At 42.1% G+C, this 24,157-nt stretch carries 24 protein-coding genes; 17 read left to right on the top strand and 7 right to left on the bottom strand.

Features of this window, described 5'->3' with window-relative positions:
* Nucleotide 1 precedes the first annotated feature (1 nt).
* Together hybO and hypF are read right to left on the bottom strand one after the other, a co-directional pair.
* Complete coding sequence (gene hybO / locus PSE72_RS08895) at nucleotides 2–1,120, bottom strand: hydrogenase 2 small subunit (protein WP_004908437.1); 1,119 nt, start codon at nucleotides 1,118–1,120, stop codon at nucleotides 2–4.
* 592 nt (nucleotides 1,121–1,712) lie between these two features.
* Complete coding sequence (hypF, locus tag PSE72_RS08900) at nucleotides 1,713–4,007, bottom strand: carbamoyltransferase HypF (RefSeq protein WP_217007793.1); 2,295 nt, start codon at nucleotides 4,005–4,007, stop codon at nucleotides 1,713–1,715.
* A gap of 485 nt (nucleotides 4,008–4,492) precedes the next feature.
* Here hypF and PSE72_RS08905 point away from each other — a divergent pair, with 485 nt between their 5' ends.
* The 15 genes from PSE72_RS08905 (at nucleotide 4,493) to PSE72_RS08975 (ending at nucleotide 18,777) form a co-directional block, all read left to right on the top strand.
* Nucleotides 4,493–5,422, top strand: coding sequence for an MBL fold metallo-hydrolase (locus PSE72_RS08905; protein WP_217007794.1), 930 nt, complete (start codon nucleotides 4,493–4,495; stop codon nucleotides 5,420–5,422).
* Nucleotides 5,423–5,776: 354 nt separating this feature from the next.
* Nucleotides 5,777–6,091, top strand: coding sequence for a nitrite reductase small subunit NirD (gene nirD / locus PSE72_RS08910; RefSeq protein ID WP_004908430.1), 315 nt, complete (start codon nucleotides 5,777–5,779; stop codon nucleotides 6,089–6,091).
* Nucleotides 6,092–6,093: 2 nt separating this feature from the next.
* Nucleotides 6,094–6,402, top strand: coding sequence for a recombinase-like helix-turn-helix domain-containing protein (locus tag PSE72_RS08915; RefSeq protein ID WP_004908428.1), 309 nt, complete (start codon nucleotides 6,094–6,096; stop codon nucleotides 6,400–6,402).
* A 57-nt stretch (nucleotides 6,403–6,459) separates the two neighbouring features.
* Entirely contained in the window at nucleotides 6,460–7,500 is a 1,041-nt protein-coding gene (locus PSE72_RS08920; RefSeq protein ID WP_004908426.1) for an aromatic ring-hydroxylating oxygenase subunit alpha, read from the top strand.
* A complete protein-coding gene (locus tag PSE72_RS08925) occupies nucleotides 7,493–8,248 on the top strand; it encodes an SDR family oxidoreductase (RefSeq protein ID WP_115167836.1) in 756 nt (251 codons plus the stop codon). Before PSE72_RS08920 ends, PSE72_RS08925 begins: the two co-directional genes overlap by 8 nt.
* A gap of 33 nt (nucleotides 8,249–8,281) precedes the next feature.
* Nucleotides 8,282–9,058 (top strand): IclR family transcriptional regulator, encoded by a 777-nt coding sequence (locus PSE72_RS08930; RefSeq protein ID WP_004908423.1) that lies wholly within the window; start codon nucleotides 8,282–8,284, stop codon nucleotides 9,056–9,058.
* Between the two features lie 109 nt (nucleotides 9,059–9,167).
* Nucleotides 9,168–10,085 carry a VOC family protein gene (locus PSE72_RS08935; RefSeq protein ID WP_115167837.1) on the top strand — a complete coding sequence of 306 codons (918 nt, stop codon included), beginning with the start codon at nucleotides 9,168–9,170 and terminating at the stop codon, nucleotides 10,083–10,085.
* A 4-nt stretch (nucleotides 10,086–10,089) separates the two neighbouring features.
* The gene (locus PSE72_RS08940; protein ID WP_115167838.1) at nucleotides 10,090–11,307 is read left to right on the top strand and encodes an NAD(P)/FAD-dependent oxidoreductase; all 1,218 of its coding nucleotides are present in this window, start codon (nucleotides 10,090–10,092) and stop codon (nucleotides 11,305–11,307) included.
* Between the two features lie 20 nt (nucleotides 11,308–11,327).
* Entirely contained in the window at nucleotides 11,328–12,608 is a 1,281-nt protein-coding gene (locus tag PSE72_RS08945) for an MFS transporter (RefSeq protein ID WP_196719670.1), read from the top strand.
* A 25-nt stretch (nucleotides 12,609–12,633) separates the two neighbouring features.
* Nucleotides 12,634–13,146 (top strand): cupin domain-containing protein, encoded by a 513-nt coding sequence (locus tag PSE72_RS08950; protein ID WP_004257990.1) that lies wholly within the window; start codon nucleotides 12,634–12,636, stop codon nucleotides 13,144–13,146.
* Nucleotides 13,147–13,161: 15 nt separating this feature from the next.
* On the top strand, nucleotides 13,162–14,001 hold the full coding sequence (locus PSE72_RS08955) for an alpha/beta fold hydrolase (protein WP_115167839.1): 840 nt from the start codon (nucleotides 13,162–13,164) through the stop codon (nucleotides 13,999–14,001).
* Nucleotides 14,002–14,011: 10 nt separating this feature from the next.
* The gene (locus tag PSE72_RS08960; protein ID WP_115167840.1) at nucleotides 14,012–14,806 is read left to right on the top strand and encodes an SDR family oxidoreductase; all 795 of its coding nucleotides are present in this window, start codon (nucleotides 14,012–14,014) and stop codon (nucleotides 14,804–14,806) included.
* An 11-nt stretch (nucleotides 14,807–14,817) separates the two neighbouring features.
* Nucleotides 14,818–15,609 (top strand): aspartate dehydrogenase, encoded by a 792-nt coding sequence (locus tag PSE72_RS08965; protein ID WP_004908411.1) that lies wholly within the window; start codon nucleotides 14,818–14,820, stop codon nucleotides 15,607–15,609.
* 13 nt (nucleotides 15,610–15,622) lie between these two features.
* Nucleotides 15,623–17,092 (top strand): aldehyde dehydrogenase, encoded by a 1,470-nt coding sequence (locus PSE72_RS08970; RefSeq protein ID WP_198641637.1) that lies wholly within the window; start codon nucleotides 15,623–15,625, stop codon nucleotides 17,090–17,092.
* A gap of 41 nt (nucleotides 17,093–17,133) precedes the next feature.
* On the top strand, nucleotides 17,134–18,777 hold the full coding sequence (locus tag PSE72_RS08975; protein ID WP_198641638.1) for a thiamine pyrophosphate-binding protein: 1,644 nt from the start codon (nucleotides 17,134–17,136) through the stop codon (nucleotides 18,775–18,777).
* Between the two features lie 121 nt (nucleotides 18,778–18,898).
* Here the strand turns inward: PSE72_RS08975 and PSE72_RS08980 are convergent, their stop codons facing one another.
* The 5 genes from PSE72_RS08980 to PSE72_RS09000 form a co-directional block, all read right to left on the bottom strand.
* On the bottom strand, nucleotides 18,899–19,393 hold the full coding sequence (locus tag PSE72_RS08980) for a nucleoside deaminase (RefSeq protein ID WP_109911730.1): 495 nt from the start codon (nucleotides 19,391–19,393) through the stop codon (nucleotides 18,899–18,901).
* 574 nt (nucleotides 19,394–19,967) lie between these two features.
* Nucleotides 19,968–20,966 (bottom strand): hypothetical protein, encoded by a 999-nt coding sequence (locus tag PSE72_RS08985; protein WP_115167841.1) that lies wholly within the window; start codon nucleotides 20,964–20,966, stop codon nucleotides 19,968–19,970.
* Nucleotides 20,963–21,982: a phage integrase gene (locus PSE72_RS08990; protein ID WP_115167842.1), complete on the bottom strand. Its 1,020-nt coding sequence runs from the start codon at nucleotides 21,980–21,982 to the stop codon at nucleotides 20,963–20,965. The genes PSE72_RS08985 and PSE72_RS08990 overlap by 4 nt, the downstream gene beginning before the upstream one ends.
* A complete protein-coding gene (locus PSE72_RS08995; protein WP_115167843.1) occupies nucleotides 21,979–22,500 on the bottom strand; it encodes a hypothetical protein in 522 nt (173 codons plus the stop codon). The genes PSE72_RS08990 and PSE72_RS08995 overlap by 4 nt, the downstream gene beginning before the upstream one ends.
* A gap of 81 nt (nucleotides 22,501–22,581) precedes the next feature.
* Nucleotides 22,582–23,169, bottom strand: coding sequence for a phage repressor protein CI (locus tag PSE72_RS09000; RefSeq protein ID WP_115167844.1), 588 nt, complete (start codon nucleotides 23,167–23,169; stop codon nucleotides 22,582–22,584).
* A gap of 144 nt (nucleotides 23,170–23,313) precedes the next feature.
* Between PSE72_RS09000 and PSE72_RS09005 the strand changes: the two genes are divergently transcribed.
* Nucleotides 23,314–23,538 carry a regulator gene (locus PSE72_RS09005; protein WP_072502806.1) on the top strand — a complete coding sequence of 75 codons (225 nt, stop codon included), beginning with the start codon at nucleotides 23,314–23,316 and terminating at the stop codon, nucleotides 23,536–23,538.
* Between the two features lie 30 nt (nucleotides 23,539–23,568).
* Complete coding sequence (locus tag PSE72_RS09010; protein WP_115167845.1) at nucleotides 23,569–24,078, top strand: phage regulatory CII family protein; 510 nt, start codon at nucleotides 23,569–23,571, stop codon at nucleotides 24,076–24,078.
* Nucleotides 24,079–24,157: the final 79 nt, after the last annotated feature.

Here is a 24,157-nt window from a genome sequence, read left to right on the forward strand (position 1 = left end):
GTTATTCTCCCCGTGAGTCAGTATCTTGTTGGCGTTTTTGACGGCCTAATTCACGTACCGCCATCACGCTGACGCCAGCCACTAACCCGACAACACCACCGATTAATCCCACAGCAGTAGATGAAATTTGGCCACCTTCACGATTATTGACATCCGGTTTATCCACCCGTGGTGTTGGGTTTTCCACGCTCGCCAACTGATGGATCGCTTTGTGAAAGCCTACATTTTCCTCATTACAGCCATAACAAGGGTGACCAATTGCCACAGGCCAGACACCGCCAACATCACAGAATTGTAATGTGGAACAGTTCCCGTAAGTTTCAGGCCCCTTACAGCCTAAATGGTATAAACACCAACCTTCACGATGACCATCATCACCGAACTCTTTTGCGAAGCGGCCCGCATCAAAATGAGGGCGACGCTCACAGTGTTCATGAATTAAACGACCGTACGCGAACATTGGACGATTTTTACTATCCAATTTTGGTGGGCGATTAAACGTAATTAAGTGCGCGACTGTCGCAAGGAAATTATGTGGATTAGGCGGGCAACCTGGAATATTGATAACTGTTTTATCTTTAATCACTTGGTTTAAACCCACAGCTCCTGTTGGGTTATCGCCTGCTGCAGCAACACCGCCCCACGAAGCGCAAGAACCAATCGCAATCACAGCTGCGGCGTGTTCAGCCACTTCACGAATATGCTCAACAATCGGCTTACCCGCTACCATGCAATAAATACCGTTATCTTTTAGTGGGATAGAACCATCGACAACTAAAACATATTTTCCTTTGTACTTTTCAATTGCGTTATGTTTGTTTTGCTCAACTTGCTCACCAAAGGCAGCAGACAACACCTCGTGGTATTCCAATGAAATGGTATCGAGAATTAAATTTTCTAACGTAGGATGAGTGGAACACAACAAAGATTCTGTACATCCCGTACACTCTTGGGCACCAATCCAAATGACCGGTGGCCGTGCTGGATCACTAATAGATTCCGCTATTTGGGCTGCAGCCTTCCCGCTTAATCCCATTGTCGCGGCCAGTGCTGTACATAACTTCATAAAATCACGGCGGTTAATGCCATGCGAAGAAATAATAGAGTTATCTCCTATCATTCTTTTTTCCTATTATTATGGGTGGCTTAGAACCTATTCATTAGGCAATTTTTGTTTATTATCTTAAGGTTATAGATACCACAAAGCCCTGTGTACAAATGAGGCACACACCTTTGGCTTGTATTTTTCTATTTAAAAAGTTAACAAAACTAAGTCTAATGAAATAAATTCTTATTTAAGTAACCTGATGCATAAATATAAAATAAGATCCTATTCCTACCGCGTCCAAATCATTTGATCTTCATCAAGAGGCAATAAGAAATTTTAATTTTTTTATATATTTGCCAGAAAAATCGATTCAGTAAACCGTATTGAAAAAAGAAAAGAAATATAAATAAATGGATTTAATTTTCAATAATGCGTTATATATCACATCATTTAAAATATAAAATTCTTTTATTTTCATTGCGATATTGAAATTCATTATTGCAACTTAATTAATTAAGCGGAATGTGTGTATTAATAATAAACAATCCATTAATATAAACATGAACATGCTAAATAAGAATCAATATCAAAAAAAACAATATAATCCATTAAATATAATAAACTGCAAAGTTATAAGTGGATATACAATCTTATAAATATAATACTATTCATCAATAATAGATTCATGTTTCAATATTGCAGAAGCGATAGCTACCTGCCCAAGTGATAGCCCCCCATCACCCATGGGAAATTGTTTTGCATATAACACATCGAACTCAGATAGATTATTCACTAATAGCTCTCGCAATAGTTGGTTATGAATCACACCACCTGACAAAACAATTTGCTTAGTACCATATTGGTTCGCTGATTTCCTTGCAAGCTCGGCAAAACCTTGCGCTAATGCCACATGAAATGCATGCGCCCGTTGTGGTTTAGGCGCACAGTACGTCATCCATTGTTGCCAAAATGTGTGTAAATCCAATTGTTGACCAACTAACGGCATAGTGACCGGATGCGTAGTCACAGGTGACTTCATTGCAATCGCCTCAAGTTGGCAAGCGGCTTCCCCTTCCCAACTGGTTTGCGCCGTACAAATACCTAACGCTGCAGCAACCGCATCAAAAAGCCGCCCAGTGGATGAAGCCATTGGGCTATTAATTCCTTTTTCAATTGCTTTTTGTAAGCCTTGCCAAGGAAATGACATTAAATAAGCGGCACTTTCTTGCTTTTGCCACTGGGGAACAAACTGTAAACAATGAGCAAGGAAATTACGCCATGGCTGGCGAGAAGCTAATTCCCCTCCCGGTAGTGCAACTGGAGGTAACCCCCCTAGATATTGACTGGACTTATAATCCACCAGTAAGCATTCACCTCCCCATAAGCGGTCGTCATCGCCATACCCCAACCCATCGAGAGCTAACCCAATAACTTTATTACTATTTAACGGTAAGCCATCCTCGGCCATTACCGCAGCAATATGCGCATGATGATGCTGCACTTTTAGTAATGGAATTTGTAATTGCTGTGATAACGCCTCCCCATAGCGCGTACTCACATAACTAGGATGCCTATCACTGACTATCGCTGCTGGCGTGAAACGATAAATAGATTCAAATAATGCAATCGCAGACTGATATTGTTCGAAAATATCCATGTCATCAAGATCGCCAAAATGTTGGCTCATTACCGCACTTTTGTCTCGCAATAAACAAAAGGTATTTTTAAGATCCGCCCCTAAGGCCAGTATTGATGGCGAATTTTCAAACCCTTCAGGTAAGTCAATGGCATCAGGAACATAGCCCCGCGCACGGCGGAGCATTTCCGCTTTCCCATCATGATAACGCACCAATGAGTCATCTGCGCGTTGGACGATATCGCGGTTATGAGTGAGGTAAACGTCAGCGATATTGGCTAAATCTGCCAGCGCAGCTTGCTCACTCAACACAGGAGGCTTTCCAGATACATTTCCTGACGTCATCACTAATGGGCGATTAACTTGTGCCATCAATAGGTGTTGCAACGGATTAGACGGCAACATGACACCGACTTCCGCTAGGTTTGGCGCAATATATTGGCTTAATACATGATTTTTCCAATTTTTGATCAATACAATCGGGGCTGCTGGGCTTTTTAATAATACACGTAGCCCATCACTAGGCGGCATATTGTGCAACTCTAACCAATTCAGTGATGGGATCATTACCGCCAGTGGCTTAGTTGGACGGCATTTACGAACGCGCAAAGCCTCTACCGCCTCATCATGACTCGCATCACAAGCAAGGTGAAAGCCCCCGATCCCTTTAATAGCAACAATTTTCCCTGCCAATAGCTGTTGAGCAGCCAAGAGTAATGCGTTCTCTTTATTTGCAATCGTTTTTCCTGATGAGTCGCATAATTTAATTTCAGGGCCACACACCGAACACGCATTGGGTTGTGCATGAAATCGTCTATCTGCTGGGGATTGATATTCCTCTAAACAATTAGGGCACAAGGGGAAATCAGCCATTGCGGTATTGGGCCTGTCATAAGGCATATGGCGAATTATCGTGAAACGCGGGCCGCAATGCGTGCAATTTATGAATGGGTAATGAAAGCGCCTATTTGATGGAGTGAAAAGCTCTTGTTGGCATGCATCGCAAGTGGCGGCATCAGGGATCACTTGGGTATCCATTTTGCCTTCACCACTACGGCGAATAGTAAATGCGTTGGGTAATTTATCCCATTGAAAAGATTGCGGTTCAATACTTTCTATATGGGCTAACGGTGGGCAGTTTTGGTACAATAATTGGGTAAATTCAGTGATATCCGAATCAGTACATAAGCGCACTAGCACCCCTTCGCCATCATTACAGACATCACCTAATAGTTTGCATTGGTGGGCTAATTGCCAAACATAAGGGCGAAACCCGACCCCCTGAACTTTCCCTTTAATGCGTAACTGTATACCACTTTTCACTGAGATATCCTCTTACCACTGTAAGGATATTTTCGCGCTAAAACATAAAAAAAGCTTCACTTGAGATCAAGAAAAGTCGTGGAAGTACAATTGACCGATTCATTTTTCAAAAACCGATTCATTAATTAGCAATACAATAATGATTACATTAAAAAATAGTGCCCATTATTTACTCATTAAAAATTCTAAATAATCTTAAATATAAACTTAAAATCCAATTTAACTTGAATGCGTAAACAATATAACTTTCTCTATTAAATACTATTAGAATTATAGCCAGTTTGATTAATTATTTTCAGAATAATTCTCTATAAATCGACATAAATAACCTTTCTAAATCATTCACCTAGTCCATAAGAACGATAGTATCCCGTCAGACATAAACGTAGACTCATTTATATATTAACAATATAGCAACATCTTGGCGTGCATGAATATTATTCATAAGAAAACTCAATCTATTAATAATATAAAGAGGTGATATTTTGAAATTAAAACAACTTTTCGTTTCTCTTTCTATCGGTGCTGCGCTATTTGGTGCTAGCCATCTTGCTAGTGCCGATGAAATTATTACGCTTGGAACAAAAGGCGGTCCTTCCTTATTAAATGAAAAACGCTTGCCGCAATCTACAGCATTTATCAAGAACGATAAAATATACCTATTTGATGCGGGATATGGCGCAAGTTTGCGATTAGTTCAATCAAAAGCCCCATTAAAAAACCTTGATTCTATCTTTATTACCCACCTTCATAGTGACCATGTTGCCGATTACCCAGCCCTACTGTTAAATGCCTGGAACAGTGGTTTAAACCATAATATCGCTGTTTATGGCCCTGTTGGAACGGAAAGTATGACAAAAGGTGTTTGGGATACATTTAGTCGCGATATTGATTTACGCGTTAAAGATGAAGGTAAACCTGATTTGCGCCAAATGGTTACAGCAAAAGATATTCAAGAAGGGCCTGTACTCAAGAATGATGATGTCGAAATTAGTGCCTTATTTGTTCCACACCCACCTTTTAACTCAGACGAAGCCCTCGCTTATAAAATACAATCTGGCGGAAAAACTATCGTTATTACCGGTGATATGATTGATAATAGCCAAATCATTGAATTTGCTAAAGATGCTGACTATTTAATCAGTGAAGTCGTCTTAGTTTCTGGGGTGAAAAATTTAGCAAATCGTATCGGCAACGGTTCAACGCTGGCAAAAGCGATTATTTCCCACCATACGACCGCAGAAGATGTCGGCAAAATAGCCCAACAAGCCAATGTAAAACACCTTGTACTTACCCACTTAGTTCCTGCAGATGACCCTTCCATCACCGACGATGTTTGGATTAATGAAGTGAGAAAACATTACTCAGGCCCAGTAACGGTCAGTAAGGACTTACAACGTTTTGAGCTGAAATAGTTTATTTGAATATATCATCAATAGGATATTGCATGTAATCTCTTAATATCCTATTGATATTAACTTATATACTGAGCCTATTATCCTATAGCTTATTTTTCACTTTTCTCCATAACTCATCCCCCCAAACACCGTAAATGAGTAGTTCTATTTGAATAAATCTTTCACAAGTTTCTCATATGAAACCAAACTCCATCATAACCTCGACATACCCCACATTTTGAAACGAATATTTTACATATAGTCAACATTTAATTGACTAATAATCATCCATACAATTAATCTGGTTTTAAATAAAAAACAATGTTTCACCTATGAAACAAAATGTTACAGCACATTCAAAAGGAGAAAACCATGAGCTGGGTTGCAGTCTGCGATATCTCACAAGTTCAAGAAGAATTTCCTTTTTCCGCCAAAGTTGATAATGCCGAAATTGGGATCTTCTTAGTTGAAGACCAATATTATGCCTTAGAAGATGTTTGCCCACATGCCTACGCTCTGTTAAGCCAAGGTTTTGTTGAAGATGGCAAAGTGGAATGCCCATTACATGAAGCCGTTTTTGATATTAAAACAGGTAAATGTTTACGCGAACCCGGTGGGCGAGATCTCAAAACCTACCAAACACGCGTTCACGACAACCAAATCGAAATCAGTTTGATTGAGGAGTAGAAATGGAACCCATTCAAAATTTTAACCCGTATTTGCCGGCGAATAACCAAATCATCCCAGCGCGAGAAGGCGGTAAAGGCAGTATTCAGGCACCAGGAAGTGCACCGAATATCGTTTGGCAAACACGTTCACGTCTCCCAGATGAATATGAAAATAAACTTATTTTTGCACTGGAAACGCTATTCGCCGCAGGCACTGAATCACTTGAAGAATTAGTTAGCGCATTAAATCAACAACAATTATATGACCGACAAGGGCACCCTTGGTCTACCAGCAGTTTCCGCGAATTTCTTCTTGTCAATGGTTACTAATACATTGTCATAAAAAGAAAATAAAACAAAAACACTTTTGATAAACGGAAGCAAATGATGACAACGAATACACAACTTCAAAACTATCAAGATTACCTCGATGTCGGATTACGAGGGCAATGGTACCCCGTATTATCCAGTTGGGAAGTGAGCAGCGACCCCATCGGTATTACCCGTTTAGAAGAACAAATTGTCCTTTGGCGTGATGATAAAGGCCAAATTCACGCACTAGAAGACAGATGCCCACACCGCGGAGCCCGTTTATCAATGGGTTGGAACCTAGGTGAACGTATTGCCTGTTGGTACCACGGCGTCGAAGTCGGTGGTGATGGCGTCGTTAAAGATGTTCCAGCGGTCAGTCAATGCCCTCTTGAAGGTCAAAAATGTTTAAAAACCTATCCCGTTCAAGAAATTCATGGCGCTATCTTCCTCTATTTTGCGGTAGTTGACGGTGAAACACCTCCAGCCCTTGAGTTTCCTGAAGAGTTAGCTGATGACGAAAACCACAGCAATTTCCTCTGCACCGCATCGTGGAAATGCAATTACCAATATGCATTAGAAAACGTGATGGACCCAATGCATGGCACCTATCTCCATTCATCATCACACTCAATGGCAGAAGGTGATAAACAATCAGAAATGATCCTAGAAGCAACAAAAAATGGGTTTATTTTCCGTAAAAATGACCAAATTGGTGTCAACTTCGACTGGGTGGAATTTGCGAGTACAGGAGCAAATTGGCTACGTTTATCTATCCCATATCAAAAACGCTTCGGCCCTGGCGGGCACTTTTGGATTATCGGCATGGTCGTACCTGAAGACCGTCACCACACTCGAGTTTTCTTTTGGCGTATTCGCAAAGTGAAAGACTGGCAACGTGATTTATGGCGCTTTATGTACCGCAACCGCCTAGAAGGGCTACATTGGGATGTCCTAGAACAAGATCGCATTATTTTGGAAAACCTCACACCAAATGCACGGGATAAAGAGTTTCTTTATCAACACGATGTGGGGTTATCTCGCCTACGCCGCATTATGCAACGTGAAGCGAAGAAACAGTTTGACTTAATCAACAATAAGGAAACTGAAAATGCATGATGTCTTGTCAGGAAAACGCATTGTAATCACAGGCGCTGCAAGAGGGCTTGGCTTTAGCTTTGCACAAGCCGCCGCAGAACAAGGGGCCCAAGTTATCTTGTGTGACATCCTCGAACAGCGATTACAAGAAAGTGTCGAGTCCTTACAACAACAAGGTTTTGAAGCCCAAGGTGTTTCTCTCGACTTAGCAGATCCTGACTCAATCACTCATGCATTCGACCGTATTGGTCAACAAGGTGCAATTGATGGGCTGATTAATAATGCGGCTCTGGCAACCGGAGTGGGTGGAAAACTGCTCGATGAATATGACTTGGCGCTATGGGATAAGGTTATGACCGTCAATGTCAGAGGAACGTGGCTAGTCACCAAAGTCGCTCTTCCTTTTTTAAAGCAGAGCTCCCGCGGGAAAATTATCAATATTGCTTCTGACACCGCGCTTTGGGGAGCTCCCAAGCTGATGGCCTATGTCGCCAGTAAAGGGGCTATCATCAGTATGACACGCTCAATGGCACGTGAACTCGGAGTTCACCGTATTTGCGTCAACGCGATTGCTCCGGGACTCACAAAAGTCGAAGCGACCCAATACGTCCCAGCAGAGCGCCACCAGCTATATGAAAATGGCAGAGCATTACAAGGGGAGCAGATGCCCGAAGACGTTACAGGAACCGCTTTATACTTGCTTTCGCCTATGGCTGATTTTGTTACAGGACAGCTAATCCCAGTTAATGGTGGCTTTATTTTTAATTAATTTCGCCATTTTGTCGGTAAAGAGGTGAGGACCATGAATTCAACATGTAAATATCTGGTACCCGGTTTGGAAAAAGGGCTACAGCTTCTTTTGCTACTTGCAGAACAGCACCGTGAGCTCACATTTGCCGAGATCCTTCGCTTAGTCGATATGCCCAAAGCAACGGCTTACCGTGCGATCCAAACCTTAGTGCACTTGGATTTCCTCGTCCAACACCCGCGTACTGGGGCATTTTCATTAGGCCGCAAAGTACTCAGCCTTGGCCTTGGCTATATTGCATCGCTCGATTTAACCCAGTTAGGCCAGCCCATTATCGAGCAACTCAGAGACCGAAGCCAATGTAACAGCCATTTAGTCATTCGAGATGGCCGAGACATTATTTACATCGCCAGAGTCAGTGGCGCAGAATCAAAAATTAACCATGTTAGCGTAGGCACGCGTTTATTAGCCCATCGAACCTCACTCGGTCGTATGCTACTCAGTGGGTTAACTCGCGCTGAATTCGATGCACTTTACCCAGACGATGAGCTACCCGACAACGCAGGCAGCAAGCAGGAATTTTGGCAAATGATCCAAGCTGACAAACTGCGAGGCTATGTGATTGGTGAATCATTTTATCGTCGAGGAATTTCATCCATTGTTTACCCTGTTTATAACCAAGCGAATGGCGTAGAAGCGGTGATTAGCATCATGGTGCCAATGAATAGCATCCCTGCACAAGAGTGCCGGCGATTACAAAATGAAGTGAGCTATGCAGCCCAAAAACTCACTGAATTTATAGGTGGCATGAGCCAAGCAAAAGCCGTTTAGCGTTAACCGAATATCATCCACACATTTTTAGGTTTATTGCCATAAGCCTCAGGTTCTTTTTGCCCAAAAAAACCTTTGGCAATAACACCAATCGATAGAGGACTTTACAATGTCAGTGATTGGAATAGAAAAATTAGAATTTGGTGTTGAAGATATCCCTAGCTGCCAGAAATTTTTACATGATTTTGGCCTTCAAGCAGCCTCTGATAACGCCTCGTTATTCACCACGTTATCGGGTGCTGAAATACAGTTATTTTCCTACCAAGATCCAAATTTACCCGCACCTTTTGAAGCAGGTTCAACACTGCGTCGCATTACGTGGGGAGTTGAAAGCCCGGATAAACTCAAGGAGATCATTGAGAAAATTAGGCCTTGTGATGGTTTTCAACTGACGTCAAATGGCGCACAGTGCCGTGACCCAAATGGCATGACGGTCGCTTTCACCATTAGTAAACAAAAAACAGTTGAATTAGAGGTCACCGCTATCAACCAATGGGGGGATATTCGCCGCATTGATAAACCCAGCCCAGTTTACGAAAAAGCCACGCCAATTAACGTCGGTCACGTGGTATTTTTTGTTGATGACTTACCTTCTACAGAAGCGTTCTATTGCCAAAAACTGGGTTTTCAAGTTTCAGACCGTTATATCGACCGTGCCGTCTTTTTACGAACACAAATAAACGGTTGCCACCATAACCTGTTTTTGCTGAAACTTCCTCATCGTGGCAGCGGCCTTAACCATGTCGCTTTTACAGTTCGTGATATCCATGAAGTGATTGGCGGCGGTCTGGCAATGAACCGCCATCAATGGAGCACCTTTATTGGCCCAGGCCGCCACCCTATCTCATCCGCTTACTTTTGGTATGTCAACAGCCCAACAGGTGGGGCTTTCGAATATTACACCAATGACGATTACCTAACCGATAAATGGCAACCGCGCGAACTGGAACATTCCTTAGTTTCATTTACGGAATGGGCTGTGGAAGGTGGTCTTGATTATGAAACTCGCCGCCAAGTTAAGGAGTAACGCCATGAGCTCATTAATCCAAGGCGGTATTGTCATTATCGGTGGGGGTCAGGCAGGTGGTTGGGCAGCAAAAACCCTACGCGATGAAGGCTATCAAGGTATTATTTCGGTGATCAGCGATGAAAACCATGATTTTTATGAGCGCCCACCGCTGTCTAAAGCCGCATTGACACAGGAGAGTTTTTCATTATCACGCTTATTCAGCGAACAAGAAACTAATGCCTTAAATTTACAGTGGTTTCGCCCACTACGTGCCACCAAAATTGATAGCCAAACCCAATGTATTTATTTAAGTGATGGTCGTGCCATTACGTTTGATAAATTACTACTTGCGACTGGCGGCCGGCCCCGCTACCTGTCGAATCGTTGGCAACAACACCCACAAGTATTCGCCTTACGTTCGTGGGATGACGCGCAGAAATTGCGCATTGCGCTGCTCTCTGCACAAAAAATTGCCATTATTGGTGGTGGTTGGATTGGCTTAGAAGTTGCCGCTTCCGCTCGAAAAATGGGGATTGATGTCACGATTTTTGAGCGGCAAAGCCGCTTATGCGAACGAAGTGTACCGCAGAATGTTTCAGAGGCTCTTGCATTACGCCACACACAAGCAGGTGTTCATGTCATAACCGATTGTGGAGATATCGAACTTGGCGAGCCGACAACAAGTGGATTACAAATTAGTTGCCAAAAACAGCCTTCGCAAAATTTCGATCTCGCTGTTATGGGGATTGGTGTTGAATTAAATCTCGAACTTGCCAAAGAAGCGGGGCTTGATGTTACCCACGGTATTGTGATTAATCACCAAGGGCAGACTTCTCACCCAAATATTTACGCTGCGGGCGACGTCGCTTGCCATCCAACACTGTCCTTATGTTTACAGTCATGGGCTTATGCACAAAACCAAGCCATCACCACAGCAAAAGCCATGCTAAACCCGCAGTCTGAAGGGTTCAATGAACTCGCTTGGTTATGGTCAGATCAATACCAGGACAACATCCAAATTTTAGGTGTCCCAACCTCACAAAAATTAAAACATATTCAACGGTATACCCCTAATTCAGAGGTTCATTTTGCTTTAAATGAAAGCAATGAATTGGTGCAAATGATTGCATTTAATGATGCACGAGCCATCAAGCTAGGTAAACGTTGGATACAAGGCCACCGCAAATTGGACCCTTCACAACTTGCTGATCCCACATTTTCATTAATGTCACTGAAATAGTGCCCAGCAGGAGAAATCTCATGGCTAATCAGACTATAACCTTACAAAATTCAGAGCATGATCAAGTCGAGCAAGATGTTCCTGAAAAGATCAATTGGTTGATCCCTATCGGGCTGTTTTCCTGTGTACTACTGGCTTTCTTCGATAAAATCAGTATTGCAGCTCTATTTTCTGACGAAAAATTTCAGCAAGCTCTGGGAATTGATTTTGACCCAACCCGTTTGGGGTTACTGATGAGCGCATTTTTATTCGCTTATGGTGTTTCTTCCATGCTACTAAGCGGTATTGGCGATAAATTTCACCCCACCAAAATGCTGCTATTTATGATCAGTAGCTGGTGTTTTCTCATGATTTTTATGGGATTCACACACCACTATGGCACGATGGTTTTTCTGCGTGTATTGCTAGGAATTGCCGAAGGGCCTTTGCTGGCAATCGCTTACGCCATTGTGCGCCGTACCTTTCCGCCAAAAATGCAAGCGCGTGCCACCATGATGTGGTTATTAGGCACACCGTTAGGCGCAGCATTAGGCTTTCCTATTTCATTGTATTTACTTAACAATTATGGTTGGCAAAGTACATTTTTTGTCATGGCTGCCTTTACTGTTCCTGTTTGGTGGCTTGTGGTGATTGGTATTCGCCATCCCAACTTAGTCAATCGCCAAGCTCAGACTAAAAACACAGCAGGTGAAACACTTCCAGCGGAGCAATTGGCCGTGATGCGAGCCCATAAAAAACGCTTATTCCAAAATAGCCATTTTTGGATTATCTGCATGTTTAATATCGCTTTTCTTGTCTACCTTTGGGGAATGAATGGTTGGTTACCCAGCTATTTAATTAAAGGTAAGTCTATTCACTTAGAACATGCGGGAATTCTGTCATCCCTTCCCTTTATCGCCATGTTATTTGGTGAAGCCATCGGAGCGTGGTTATCAGATCGCTACGATCGCCGCGCACTCGTTTGTTTTATTTCACTACTTGGTGCCGTGTTAGGCCTTGCTGGTGTGTTATTTCTCACTGGCACCTACAGCATCATTCTTATGATGGCATTTAGCATGTTCATGTGGGGGGCGGGCGCACCAAATATCTTTGCTCTACTCGCAAAAGCCACACAAAAGCAAGTCAGTGCATTAGCAGGCGGTATTTTCAATGGGTTAGGAAACCTTGCTGGCGCCGCTGCACCGCTGGCAATGGGAGTTCTTATTACCGTCACTCACACTATGGATAGCGGGCTGTTATTTATCGTCGTCATAGGTTTATTCGGCAGCTTGTTACTAGTGCCTTTACTGAAAAAATATTAATTCATTTTTTATTGGAGATAACACCATGTCACAACCGCAAATCAAACCACAAGATATTCCAATGGCACAATGGATTGAGTCGCGCATTGCTCGCCTTGAAGGGCGTAAATATGACTGGAATGCCCTGAAATTCCAAGCGGATTACGACCCTAAATATCGCCGCGCACAAATGCGCTATATCGGCACGGGTGCGACTGGCGTTGCTAATGATGTCAACACCGTTCCCGCAGAGAACTTTACTTTCTCCACCATGGTTCTCCCTGCCAAATGCGAGGGGCCATTACACCTCCACCCCGATGTTGAAGAAGTGTTCTTTATGTTGAAAGGCACTATCACGTTGTTTGTGAAAGATGGCAATGAAGAGTATGAAACCGTACTGAAAGAGCGTGACCTAATTTCAGTCCCTGCAGGCATTTATCGTGGTTTATTTAACCACGGGGAAGAAGAAGCCTTAATGTGCGTCATGATAGGGACACCAAAACCTGCGATCCCAACATATCCCGAAGATCACCCTTTATCAAAAGTTAAACGTAACTAACAGGAGTCGTCAGTGATGAATTTGCTCAATAAAAAACTCCCGGAACCACTGATAGCAGACTTTGGCCAATATCGTCTCAATTGGCGAGAAGCAGGCCAAGGGCACCCAGTGGTATTGTTGCATGGTATCAGCTCTGGATCTGCTTCATGGGTAAGCCAACTGACCAGTCCATCACTGACAAAACACTATCATCTCTATAGCTGGGATGCGCCCGGCTATTTAGAAAGCCGTGAGCTAGAGACGACAACGCCTACCGCTATTGATTACGCAAATGCATTGAATGCTTTTATTGACAAATTAGCCTTATCAAACATCGTGTTAGTGGGACACTCTCTTGGCGCCATAATGGCAAGTGCTTTTGCCTCGCAATATCCCAATAAAGTTAAAGGCTTAATCTTAGCGAACCCCGCGCAAGGTTATGCAACAAAAAGCCCTGACCAACAAAAACAAGTTTACCAACAGCGGCAAGATATTGTTTTGAGTTCTGGTATTGAGGCATATGCGCAAAATCGTGCTGCTGCTTTGTTATCCGCCAACGCAACCACTGAGAAAGTCAATTGGGTTCAACAGAACATGAAGAAGCTCAACCCTAAAGGCTTCTTAGCCGCGGCGTGGATGCTAGCCCATGACGATATCAGCCAATATTTAAATCGCTATGATGGCCCATTGAAAATACTGGTTGGCACAGAAGATACCATTACGCCACCAGCACAAGTAGAGCAACTCGCACGCCAAAAAAACTGCCCCTATTTCCTGATAAACCAAGCGGGGCACGCCAGTTATTTAGATGCGCCAGATGCCTTTAACAACCATTTACAACAATTTTTAGAGACGCTCTATTGCCAAGCAGAATAAAGGAAGACTCATGAATTTACAGTTAAATAACCGTGTTGCTGTCGTGACAGGAGGAAGCTCCGGCATCGGCTTTGCAACCGTCAAACTCTTACTGGATGAAGGCTGTAAAGTGGCATTCTGCGGTCGTGATCAAGACAAACTCCAGCAAGCGCTTACAACATTACGAGAACATTACCCTCAAGGGCATTTTATCGCACAACCTTGTGATGTTCTTGATAAAACACAAACCGAAGCTTTCGCAAAACAGGTTCATCAACAATATGGACACGTCGATATATTGATAAACAACGCAGGACAAGGCTATGTCGCAAGCTATAGCGATACCCCCGAAGAAGCATGGTTACACGAAGCCCAAGTAAAACTATTTGGTGTAATTAACCCGGTGAATGCTTTCTTGCCACTCTTAGAGCAATCAAATATTGCTTCTATCACCTGTGTCAATTCACTGCTGGCCTTACAGCCTGAACCACATATGGTCGCCACCTCGGCGGCTCGGGCAGCATTATTAAACATGACGCTAAACTTGTCGAAAACACTGTTACCCAAAGGGATCCGTGTGAACTCTATTTTACTTGGCATGGTGGAGTCCGACCAATGGCGACGTCGCTTCGACAATCGCAGTGATAAAAATCTCGATTGGGAACAATGGATTGGTGATATCGCTAAAAAACGCGGCATTCCAATGCAACGTTTAGGAAAACCCGAAGAGCCCGCACGTGCCTTAGTCTTTTTAGCCTCCCCCATGGCGTCGTTTACCTCGGGTGCCGCTTTAGATGTTTCTGGTGGCTTTAGCCACCATATTTAAAGGATTTAACGATGAAAACACTCATGTTGATTGGTTATGGTGCAATGGCTCAAGAAGTGATTACTCGCTTACCTAATGAGATAGCCCTGCGTTACATTGTAGCCCGGCCCCATCACCATCAAGCCATTTTGGAACGCTTTAAAGGGGCAGTCACCCCCATCGATAACCTTGACAATAATATCATTCCACCGGATTTAGTGTTGGAATGTGCGGGTCACCAAGCCGTTAAACAATATGCACCAACGGTACTAGAAAGAGGCTGGACACTGGCCATTATCTCAACGGGAGCCCTTGCTGACACCGACTTTGAACAACACTTGGTCGCCTTAACCCAACGCCACCACAGCCAGTTAATTCCACTGACTGGCGCTGTTGCTGGTCTTGATGGCCTACGTGCCGCAAAAGAGGCGAATATCACCCATGTGACCTACCTGTCACGTAAAAGCCCTGCAAGTTGGCGCAATGGCGCGGCTGAGCGTTATGTCGATTTATCACAAGTGACACAGCCCACGGTGTTCTTTAGTGGCAGTGCCCGTGAAGCGGCACTGAATTTTCCAGCGAATGCCAATGTGGCTGCCACTGTTGCACTGTATGGCATAGGGATGGATGCCACCCAAGTACAATTGGTTGTTGACCCGACTACCACACAAAACTCACACCGCATTGATGTTACGGGCGATTTTGGCCATTTCTGCATTGAACTCAATGGAAATCCACTACCTTCAAATCCGAAAACATCGATGTTAGCTGCTTTAAGTGCTGTTGAAATTTGTCGTCGAGTCGCTGAACACCGAGCTATTTAATAGGAGCCCTATTATGAACAAAATGGATATTTTTGTTGGCGGTAAATGGCAGCAAGGTCGCGGGCCTGAAATGCAATCGCGTTTTCCGGGGGATAACCAGGTGATTGCGACCCTTAACAGTGCAAGTTTGGAAGATGTCGAAGATGCCGTAATTACGGCAGATAAGGCATGGAGATCGCCTTCTTGGCGTAATCTTCCCGCTCACCAGCGGGCAACTATCTTGTACAACGTGAGTCGCTTAATTGATGAAAACTGCGAAGCATTAACTCAATTACAAACTTTGGATAACGGCAAGCCTTGGGCAGAAGCACGTGGCTTAGTGATGAGCGCAGCAGCAACCGCTCGCTACTTTGCGGCGGTTTGTGAAGTTTCAGGTGGTGAACTTCCTCCTCGTCGCCAGCCAGAGCTGATGACCATAAGTACCTACCAACCTATTGGCGTGATCGCTGCAATCACGCCATGGAACTCCCCGATTGCCAGTGATATGCAAAAAATTGCCCCAGCGATTGCGGCCGGTAACGCGGTCATCTTAAAACCCGCGGAAGCCACACCTCTAATTTCATTAAAATTGGCTGAGTTATTTGAGCAAGCAGGTTTACCCAGCGGCCTGTTGAGTGTGCTACCGGGTAAAGGTTCGATTGTCGGTGATGCACTGGTTCGCCACCCTCTGGTGAAAAAAATCTCCTTTACAGGTGGCACCAATACCGGACGACAACTGGCTCATATTGCAGCGGATAAACTTATCACCACGTCACTTGAACTTGGGGGAAAATCCCCAACTATCGTGTTGTCAGACGCTGACCTTGATATCGCCGCACATGGTGTTTGTTACGGTATCTTTAGTTCGATGGGGCAAGCATGCATCGCAGGTTCGCGCCTATTTGTGGCTAAAGATATCTACTCATCCTTTATGGAAAAGCTAACACAATTGACCCGCAACCTGATTATTGGTGACCCAAGGCAAGAGCGTGTTCATCTAGGGCCATTAATTTCCCCTTCGCACCGAGATAGTGTCAGAAACTATGTCGAACAAGCCGTTCAGCAAGGGGGGAAGATCTGTATTGGTGGAACTGCACCCGCTGACCCGGCACTCAAAGATGGCAACTACTTTTTACCGACGATTATCGAAGGCTTAAATAACCAATCTACGGTTTGCCAAGAGGAAATTTTCGGCCCCGTGCTCGTCGTAATGCCATTTGATGATGAAGAAGACCTCATTCAGCAAGCTAATGATTCTGTTTATGGGCTTGCCGCAGGTATTTGGACAAAAGATTACACTAGAGCATTTAAGCTCGCCGATGCGCTTGATGTCGGCACTGTTTGGGTCAATACCTACAAAGTTTTTTCTATTTCAACGCCATTTGGCGGCTTTAAAGAAAGTGGCATTGGCCGTGAAAAAGGCCTTGAAAGCCTCAAAGCCTATATGCAACAAAAAAGCCTATTTCTTGCACTTAACCCACAACCAAACCGTTGGTGTGAATAGCAAATCCGTCACCGGATTATGGCAGCATTGAGGAGAATAAAATGTCTGAAATGATTACAGTTGGCGAAGCTATCGCCAGAACACTTGAACAATACCAAGTCACAACGGTTTATGGGGTTATTTCAATTCATAATTTACCCATAGCAGATGCTATCGGGCGCCGGGACGTGATTGATTTTACGCCAAGTCGTGGGGAGGCAGGGGCCGTCACCATGGCGGATGCCCATAGCCGTTTTAGTGGCTTAGGGGTAGCGCTAACCAGTACAGGTGCAGGTGCTGGAAATGCTGTAGGATCAATGATTGAAGCTATGAATGCATGCTCCCCCATGATCCACATTACAGGCCAAGTTGAAAAAGCTTATCTGGATATGGACGCAGGGTTTATTCATGAAACACATGACCAACTCGGCTTTTTACGTTCGAGTTCAAAGCACGCTTTTCGTGTTCATACCCCCGAACAAGCCGTCGCCACGCTGCATAAAGCCATTCAAGTTGCTCAAACTATACCTTGTGGCCCTGTCTCTATCGAGATCCCAATTGATATTCAAAGTGCGCAAGTGCCATTATCTATACTGAGTGCACCACTTCCCCCTTATAGGTTGCCTGACAGTTGTACATCGTTAGTCAATGCAATTTGGGACAAACTTCAACACGCTGCACAGCCGTTATTGTGGGTTGGCGCAGGAGCCCTACAAGCAAAAGATGCTGTCAAACGCCTTGCTGATGCAGGTATTGCCGTCATCAGCAGTACCCATGGACGAGGTATTTTATCGGATGACCATCCATTCAGCTTACGCGCTTTTCATAATGCAGATTCCGTTGATGCATTAATGCGTTCATGCGATTTAACTATCGTCGCAGGCTCACGTTTACGCAGTAATGAAACCAAAACATGGTCATTACCTTTGCCACACCCCATCATTCAAATCGATATAAACCCACTCGCCGCCAATCGCAACTATTTAGCTGACTTGACGATAACTGGGGATTGTAAAAGTTTACTTGAAGCACTTGCCGATAAAATCGAACAAGCCAAGCGCCCTATCTCTACTCAGTGGAAAAAACAAGTGCAAGAGGCCGTACAGCAGGCTGAAGAACAACTAAGGCAACAATGTGGCCCTTATAGCCAACTCAGTGATGCCGTAGAGCAAGTCTTACCAAGCGATGGTATTTTTGTCCGCGACATTACGGTATCAGGGAGTTTATGGGGAAGCCGTTTACTCAAAGCGACCCAGCCAATGCACAACATTCACTCCTTAGCAGGCGCAATCGGGCTAGGACTCGCCATGGCAATTGGCAGTGCCAAAGCAAACCCTAATGTATCTGTTATTGGCTTAGTTGGTGATGGCGGGTTAATGTTAGGCGTAGGCGAATTGGCCACTATGGCACAAGAGCAGCTCCCAATTGTATTGATTATTATGAATGACCAAGGTTATGGCGTAATGCGAGGTATTCAGGAAAAATATTTCTCAGACCGCCAATACTATAATGAGTTACTCACCCCTTCATTTAGTCAATTAGCTCAATCGATGGGGATTCAAGCATTTACGATAGATAAAGCCACCGATTTTCAATCAACGCTCCGCCAAGCTGTCGACTTGAAGCAACCTGTTGTCGTTGAAGTGTTAATGAATCATATTGGTACAATGAATTTTTCAGGCCCCCCACAGAAAAAGTTATTTTAACTTTCACCATGGTTAGGGTGGCAATAAGCTACCCTATTTCATTGATAGATAATGATGCAAACGATTAAAGCCATCTGCTTTTTAAATTATTATAGTGGGGAACTATAGCACCCGACTAAGATTATAAATTTGGCTTAAAATATTGCGTATAAATAGAAACCGCTTGCTCTTTTAAGATGCCTTTAACCACTTCAGGTTTAAAGGGGCTTTTGTCAAAGATTTCATCACTCCCCAACATAATATTAAAACCGGCAATCTCGGCAAGTTCATCATGAGAAAGGCTATAAACCATCCGACCTAATTGGCTCCATACCATTGCACCGGAACACATACAACACGGCTCACAACTGGTGTACAGCGTATAATCGGATAAATCCATGACTTTATGTTCAGAACAATACTGGCGTATGAGACCCAACTCCGCATGATAGGTTGGGTCACTTTCAGTATGAATATGATTTTCACCTGTCATAACAACTTGGTTATTTTTAACTAATACTGCACCAAAGGGTTCATTGCCATTTTTCGCAGCATCCGTTGCTAAAGCCAAAGCCTGTGTCATAAACTGAATATCTAGCGCATTCTGCTGCTCATTGTTGTTAAGCTTATTTTCCATATACACACCCTTTATGCATAAATTAATTTAATTTTAAAATAACCTAAATAGGTTATATCAAGTCTAGTTATGAATTAATACAAAATAACCTGCATGTGCACAATTTCCTTGCACATTTGGGAGATGCAAAACATTTCGCCTATGTTTTGTTAGTACAAGGGTGCAACTGAAACTATCAAGCTTAAATATATGAAAAGGATTTCAATAGATTCAATCTTTAGGTCACCAAAAGAATTGCAATATCAATCACATAATTTCAAAAAACCAGTAAATATACGAATTAATAAGAAATGAAAAGCTGAAATGAATTACAAAAGTATTTGGGGGTAATTAGCGTGATATGCTTTAGAAAAACAAAAAAACCACTTACGATGAAGTGGCTTAATGCGCTGATTTAACAGCTAAAATTTGGTGGCCCCTACTGGACTTGAACCAGTGACCAATCGATTATGAGTACGTTCCCTACCCTTTATAAATCAATAAATTACATATTTATCAAAAGGATAGAAAACGGTAACTATTGGTTATTCAGGAGGGTTCTGGTTCTCTGCCGCCAGTTTGTCGCCAATTTAAATTAATAGAGATTACTTAAATCTTTTTGGATATCTTTAATTTTGTTTTTAATATCATTCAAACTAGGTAAAAGAATATTAATATCTTCATCTGGATATAAAACAACCATAATCTCTGAAATTATATTTACCATATCCTCTACAAAGTAAAGTGAGTTACTATAAAGAGTGATATAACCATGTTTAACATCAGGATAATATTCAAAATCAAACTCATTATTTACAGTTTTCATTTTTTTATAAAGCAGCGAGCCTTCACTTAGCCACTTATCGTAATCATTAATTAATGAGCTTTTTTTCTCTATATAAAATATATTTTTTATATTATTCAAATAGAAATCAACATCTAGAAACTTCATCTTATCTTTATGTATTAAATTTTGATTTTTATCGTAATCCTCAAGTAAACTAAAAATATCCAGTGTACTAAACCCAGCGGAGAATAGCGTTAGCTGATTAAATTTTATTATATTACTTTCAATTTCATCCGATAAACATTTTGCCATTTTATCTTCATAATTATATGTTTTAAATGCAGATATATGTAACGATGTGAACTTTGTGATTTTTTCATCATTAACAGTTATAATTGAAGATAATTGTTCATTAATAAATTTTCTTTTAGAAAAATAAATATCTATCCTATTTTTCTTTTGTGCTTCTTCTAATTGTTCTTTAGCTGTTTTTATTTGAAGTTCTGTTTGGTAGGAACGATGTGCATACACAACAAAAGCACCCAATATTGGTGATAATGCTAGAATCCCCAATGAAAATTTATTAATTTCTAAAAAATTATTATATCCATCAGCATCATGTTTAAATGGATAGTCAGAGCCTAAACACACCATAAAATATAAACTACTGATAATTGGGAAAATCACAGCTAGCCGAAAGAGCCATTGTTTATGCAAGCTCTCTTCATTTAAAGTGAACTTTTCCTTATGCCTTATCATCCAACGGATAAAAAATCCGACAGCTACAACATATACAATGAAACTCATATCTTTTGCCTTACCAAAGGATTATAAACCAGTGCATCATTAAGATGATCTGGGGCGAAATGGGCATACCGCATTGTCATTTTGATATCGGTATGCCCAAGGATTCTTTGTAATACTAAAATATTTCCACCGGACATCATAAAGTGAGATGCAAAAGTGTGGCGTAAAACATGTGATGATTGTCGTTCTGGTAACTCAATACCTGTGCGTTTCAGCGCTGAACGAAATGCAGAATAACAAGATTTAAATAACCGCTTTGAGCCTTTCACTTTCGGTAATTCTGCAATTAATTCTTCACTGATAGGAATAGAACGATTGCGCTTCCCTTTTGTCTTGGTAAAAGTCACCGTATTATTACGAATCTGTATGGCGGTTAAATTCTCCGCCTCCGACCACCTTGCCCCTGTTGCCAAGCAGATTTTAACCACATGAATTAAATCAGCCGATGAGCTATTTTCACACTCCGTCAATAACAGCTTGATTTCATCATCCGTTAAAAATGCCATTTCTTGTTCGTCGGTTTTATAAGAACGAACTTTAGCTAATGGATGCTCTAATCCCCACTCATCAAGACGAATTAGTTCATTAAACATAGCTCTAAAATAAGCCAGCTCTAAATTGACAGTACGGGGTGTAACTGTCTTTAAACGCTCAGTACGTGTTATTTCACCGCTTAAACGCTTTTCACGGTATACCGAAAACATCTTGGCATTAAACTCAGCGGCTAACGGGTCACCCATTGCATCACAAGCAAAAATCATTAGTGACTGACGTTTCTCACCATCCCCAAGCGTGACACCATGCGCACGGTACCAGGTATCCACTAATTCAGTCAGCTTGCGCCTATCCTGCTTTTCACCTAGCCACGGCTTATCTTCCGTCTGCTCAACGATATGGCGCTCATAGGCTATGGCTTCACCTTTTGTGGTGAACAACTTTCTAATTCGTCTACCAGTACGCCCGTTAGGGTATAACTCAACTTGCCAACGGCCGTCAGGTTGTTTTTTAATTGTCATTTAAATTTAGTAGCCAACACAAGTGTAGCTGATAAAAATGCGCCACTTATTATTGAAACAAAATCAGTATTCATATTAAATAGCCCCTCAATAGTTATGTAAAAAGTAACAAATGTAATTAATGCAGTAATAAAAATCATAATGACTTTATTACACTTAATTAATTCAAATAATTTAGAAATATGATATCCAAACACCACAGATAATATAACAACTAAAAATAGATAAAGTGGTTCTTCAGGAGTTTCTTTCCAATATTTACAATAAACCCAAAGAAGAAAACATGAGTTCATGAAAACCATAACATTATAAAAATAAAAACATCGTTCTTTAAATTGCTGGTAATTAGAACCAATAAAAACAGTAGCACAAAGAATAGAAACAGACACTAGTTGCCAAATAATACTATAATTAAAAAAGCCAAGACCTCCCATAATTATAATAATTTCAGAAAACAATGTGAGTAAAGGCATAACTATCAAGTATATATCATTTAAAAAAAAGGATTTAATATTCATTAATATTCCTAAAAATTATTTTTAATTGTAAACTCTTTACTTGCCCCTGAACTTAGTCAAATGATCTAGCTATAAGTCAACCTAGTTATTATTAATAACTATTACTACACGACCAATAATTTCTAAGTCTTTCAACTCACAATCAAACGCCATTCCTACACCAGAAACACGGACACGTTGCATAGGCATTCGGGTTAATTCTCTAATACTAACTTTGCCATCGATTTTCACTAGCCATTTACCGTCGTAGACTTCACCAAATTGACGATCCACGATGTAATAATCTTGGCCATCTTGAACGATAATAGGCTCTTTCGGAAACGGAACGCCCTGCTTGAATAACACTTTATCAAACATGGCCATGCCAGCATTGAATTGCTCGCCATCGATAATTTTAAATTTTGGCAGGCGTAAAACGTCTAATTCTTCATCATCAAACTTTTTACCCTCCCCCGTTACAAGCCATTCAAGGGTAACGCCCGTTTCAGCCATACAACGAACAACCATATCCGCAGGAAAGCCAGGTCTTCTATATCGACCAGACAAACTACTCGCAGCCATTTCAAAGTGTTCGGCAAGCATAATTTTTGATGAAAAGCCGTAAGCCTCAATAATTCTATCAAGTACTTGAGTGTTATCTTCACTTGGTTGAAATGCAAAAATTCCCATAAAGTGCACCTTAACTTTTCAAATTGAAAACTTTCGCCTTGACTATTTTCATTATGAGAAGTATCTTTAATTTGTTTTCAAAATGCGAACACCGTTGGCGAGCGGTGTATAAAACCGAAATAAACTTAAATAGGATTTTGCCTTATGAGACCCACAATTTCAATTAACATTCCATCCCCTTACCTCACAATTGAGGCATTTAGCCAGCATTCAGGGCTTTCAAAATCAACCATCCGCGACATGATTGCCGATGGCCGTTTGCCTGTCCGTGGCAAATCTGCCGACATGAAACGAGGAAAAGTACTGATTAACCTACTTGCACTTTATACGGATGCATCGAAAGGCTGTGATGTTTCGCTTAATGCGTAACTAATTATTCGCTTTTGGAGAATTTAAGCCATGTTTGATTATCAGGTTTCCAAACAAGCACACTTTGATAATGCCTGTCGGGCATTTGCTACATCCCACAAAGGTGAGCTTGTTCAGATTGCGAATGATATCGGCATGAACCCACAAATGTTACGCAACAAGCTCAACCCTGAACAGCCGCACTTAGTCACTTGTGCAGACCTGTTTAAGTTAACCGATGCCACCAAAGACCCATCATTATTAGATGGTGTGCTGGAGCAACTGAATTGCCAGCCATCCGTCCCTATGACGGATATTGGTGATAACAATGTGCAAGGTTATCTATTAGGGGCGACAGCAGAGGTCGGTAAGTTAGCCAGCCATATGGTTAATGGAGTGCATGTTAACAGCGCAAGGTCAGCAGAAATTAAGCAAAGCGTTAATAATGCGATCCGTTGTTTGGCCTTAGTTGGCGTGACTATCTCAGAACGTTTTCATTCAAACCCTGCATTAGTATCGGCAATTGATACGGTGGTAGGTTTTGGCCAATCAATGGTGTGAGGACAATATGACTCAAGCACACAAGCAGCAATATAAATACAAAGTTACGGGCGATTCATTTAAAGCAAAATCTAACAAT

It is taken from the genome of Providencia sp. PROV116, from assembly GCF_028482485.1.
Classification (GTDB): Bacteria; Pseudomonadota; Gammaproteobacteria; order Enterobacterales; family Enterobacteriaceae; genus Providencia; species Providencia rettgeri.

Excerpts from the sequence above, each read along its gene's own strand:
- PSE72_RS08995 (WP_115167843.1), bottom strand. The coding sequence starts at position 22,500 with ATGAATATTAAATCCTTTTTTTTAAATGATATATACTTGATAGTTATG.
- PSE72_RS08965 (WP_004908411.1), top strand. The coding sequence starts at position 14,818 with ATGAAAACACTCATGTTGATTGGTTATGGTGCAATGGCTCAAGAAGTG.
- PSE72_RS08955 (WP_115167839.1), top strand. The coding sequence starts at position 13,162 with ATGAATTTGCTCAATAAAAAACTCCCGGAACCACTGATAGCAGACTTT.
- PSE72_RS09000 (WP_115167844.1), bottom strand. The coding sequence starts at position 23,169 with ATGGGAATTTTTGCATTTCAACCAAGTGAAGATAACACTCAAGTACTT.
- PSE72_RS08975 (WP_198641638.1), top strand. The coding sequence starts at position 17,134 with ATGTCTGAAATGATTACAGTTGGCGAAGCTATCGCCAGAACACTTGAA.
- PSE72_RS08940 (WP_115167838.1), top strand. The coding sequence starts at position 10,090 with ATGAGCTCATTAATCCAAGGCGGTATTGTCATTATCGGTGGGGGTCAG.
- PSE72_RS08930 (WP_004908423.1), top strand. The coding sequence starts at position 8,282 with ATGAATTCAACATGTAAATATCTGGTACCCGGTTTGGAAAAAGGGCTA.
- PSE72_RS08960 (WP_115167840.1), top strand. The coding sequence starts at position 14,012 with ATGAATTTACAGTTAAATAACCGTGTTGCTGTCGTGACAGGAGGAAGC.
- PSE72_RS09005 (WP_072502806.1), top strand. The coding sequence starts at position 23,314 with ATGAGACCCACAATTTCAATTAACATTCCATCCCCTTACCTCACAATT.
- PSE72_RS08915 (WP_004908428.1), top strand. The coding sequence starts at position 6,094 with ATGGAACCCATTCAAAATTTTAACCCGTATTTGCCGGCGAATAACCAA.
- PSE72_RS08945 (WP_196719670.1), top strand. The coding sequence starts at position 11,328 with ATGGCTAATCAGACTATAACCTTACAAAATTCAGAGCATGATCAAGTC.
- PSE72_RS08980 (WP_109911730.1), bottom strand. The coding sequence starts at position 19,393 with ATGGAAAATAAGCTTAACAACAATGAGCAGCAGAATGCGCTAGATATT.
- nirD (WP_004908430.1), top strand. The coding sequence starts at position 5,777 with ATGAGCTGGGTTGCAGTCTGCGATATCTCACAAGTTCAAGAAGAATTT.
- hybO (WP_004908437.1), bottom strand. The coding sequence starts at position 1,120 with ATGATAGGAGATAACTCTATTATTTCTTCGCATGGCATTAACCGCCGT.
- PSE72_RS08925 (WP_115167836.1), top strand. The coding sequence starts at position 7,493 with ATGCATGATGTCTTGTCAGGAAAACGCATTGTAATCACAGGCGCTGCA.
- PSE72_RS08990 (WP_115167842.1), bottom strand. The coding sequence starts at position 21,982 with ATGACAATTAAAAAACAACCTGACGGCCGTTGGCAAGTTGAGTTATAC.
- PSE72_RS08970 (WP_198641637.1), top strand. The coding sequence starts at position 15,623 with ATGAACAAAATGGATATTTTTGTTGGCGGTAAATGGCAGCAAGGTCGC.
- PSE72_RS08950 (WP_004257990.1), top strand. The coding sequence starts at position 12,634 with ATGTCACAACCGCAAATCAAACCACAAGATATTCCAATGGCACAATGG.
- PSE72_RS08935 (WP_115167837.1), top strand. The coding sequence starts at position 9,168 with ATGTCAGTGATTGGAATAGAAAAATTAGAATTTGGTGTTGAAGATATC.
- PSE72_RS09010 (WP_115167845.1), top strand. The coding sequence starts at position 23,569 with ATGTTTGATTATCAGGTTTCCAAACAAGCACACTTTGATAATGCCTGT.
- PSE72_RS08920 (WP_004908426.1), top strand. The coding sequence starts at position 6,460 with ATGACAACGAATACACAACTTCAAAACTATCAAGATTACCTCGATGTC.
- PSE72_RS08985 (WP_115167841.1), bottom strand. The coding sequence starts at position 20,966 with ATGAGTTTCATTGTATATGTTGTAGCTGTCGGATTTTTTATCCGTTGG.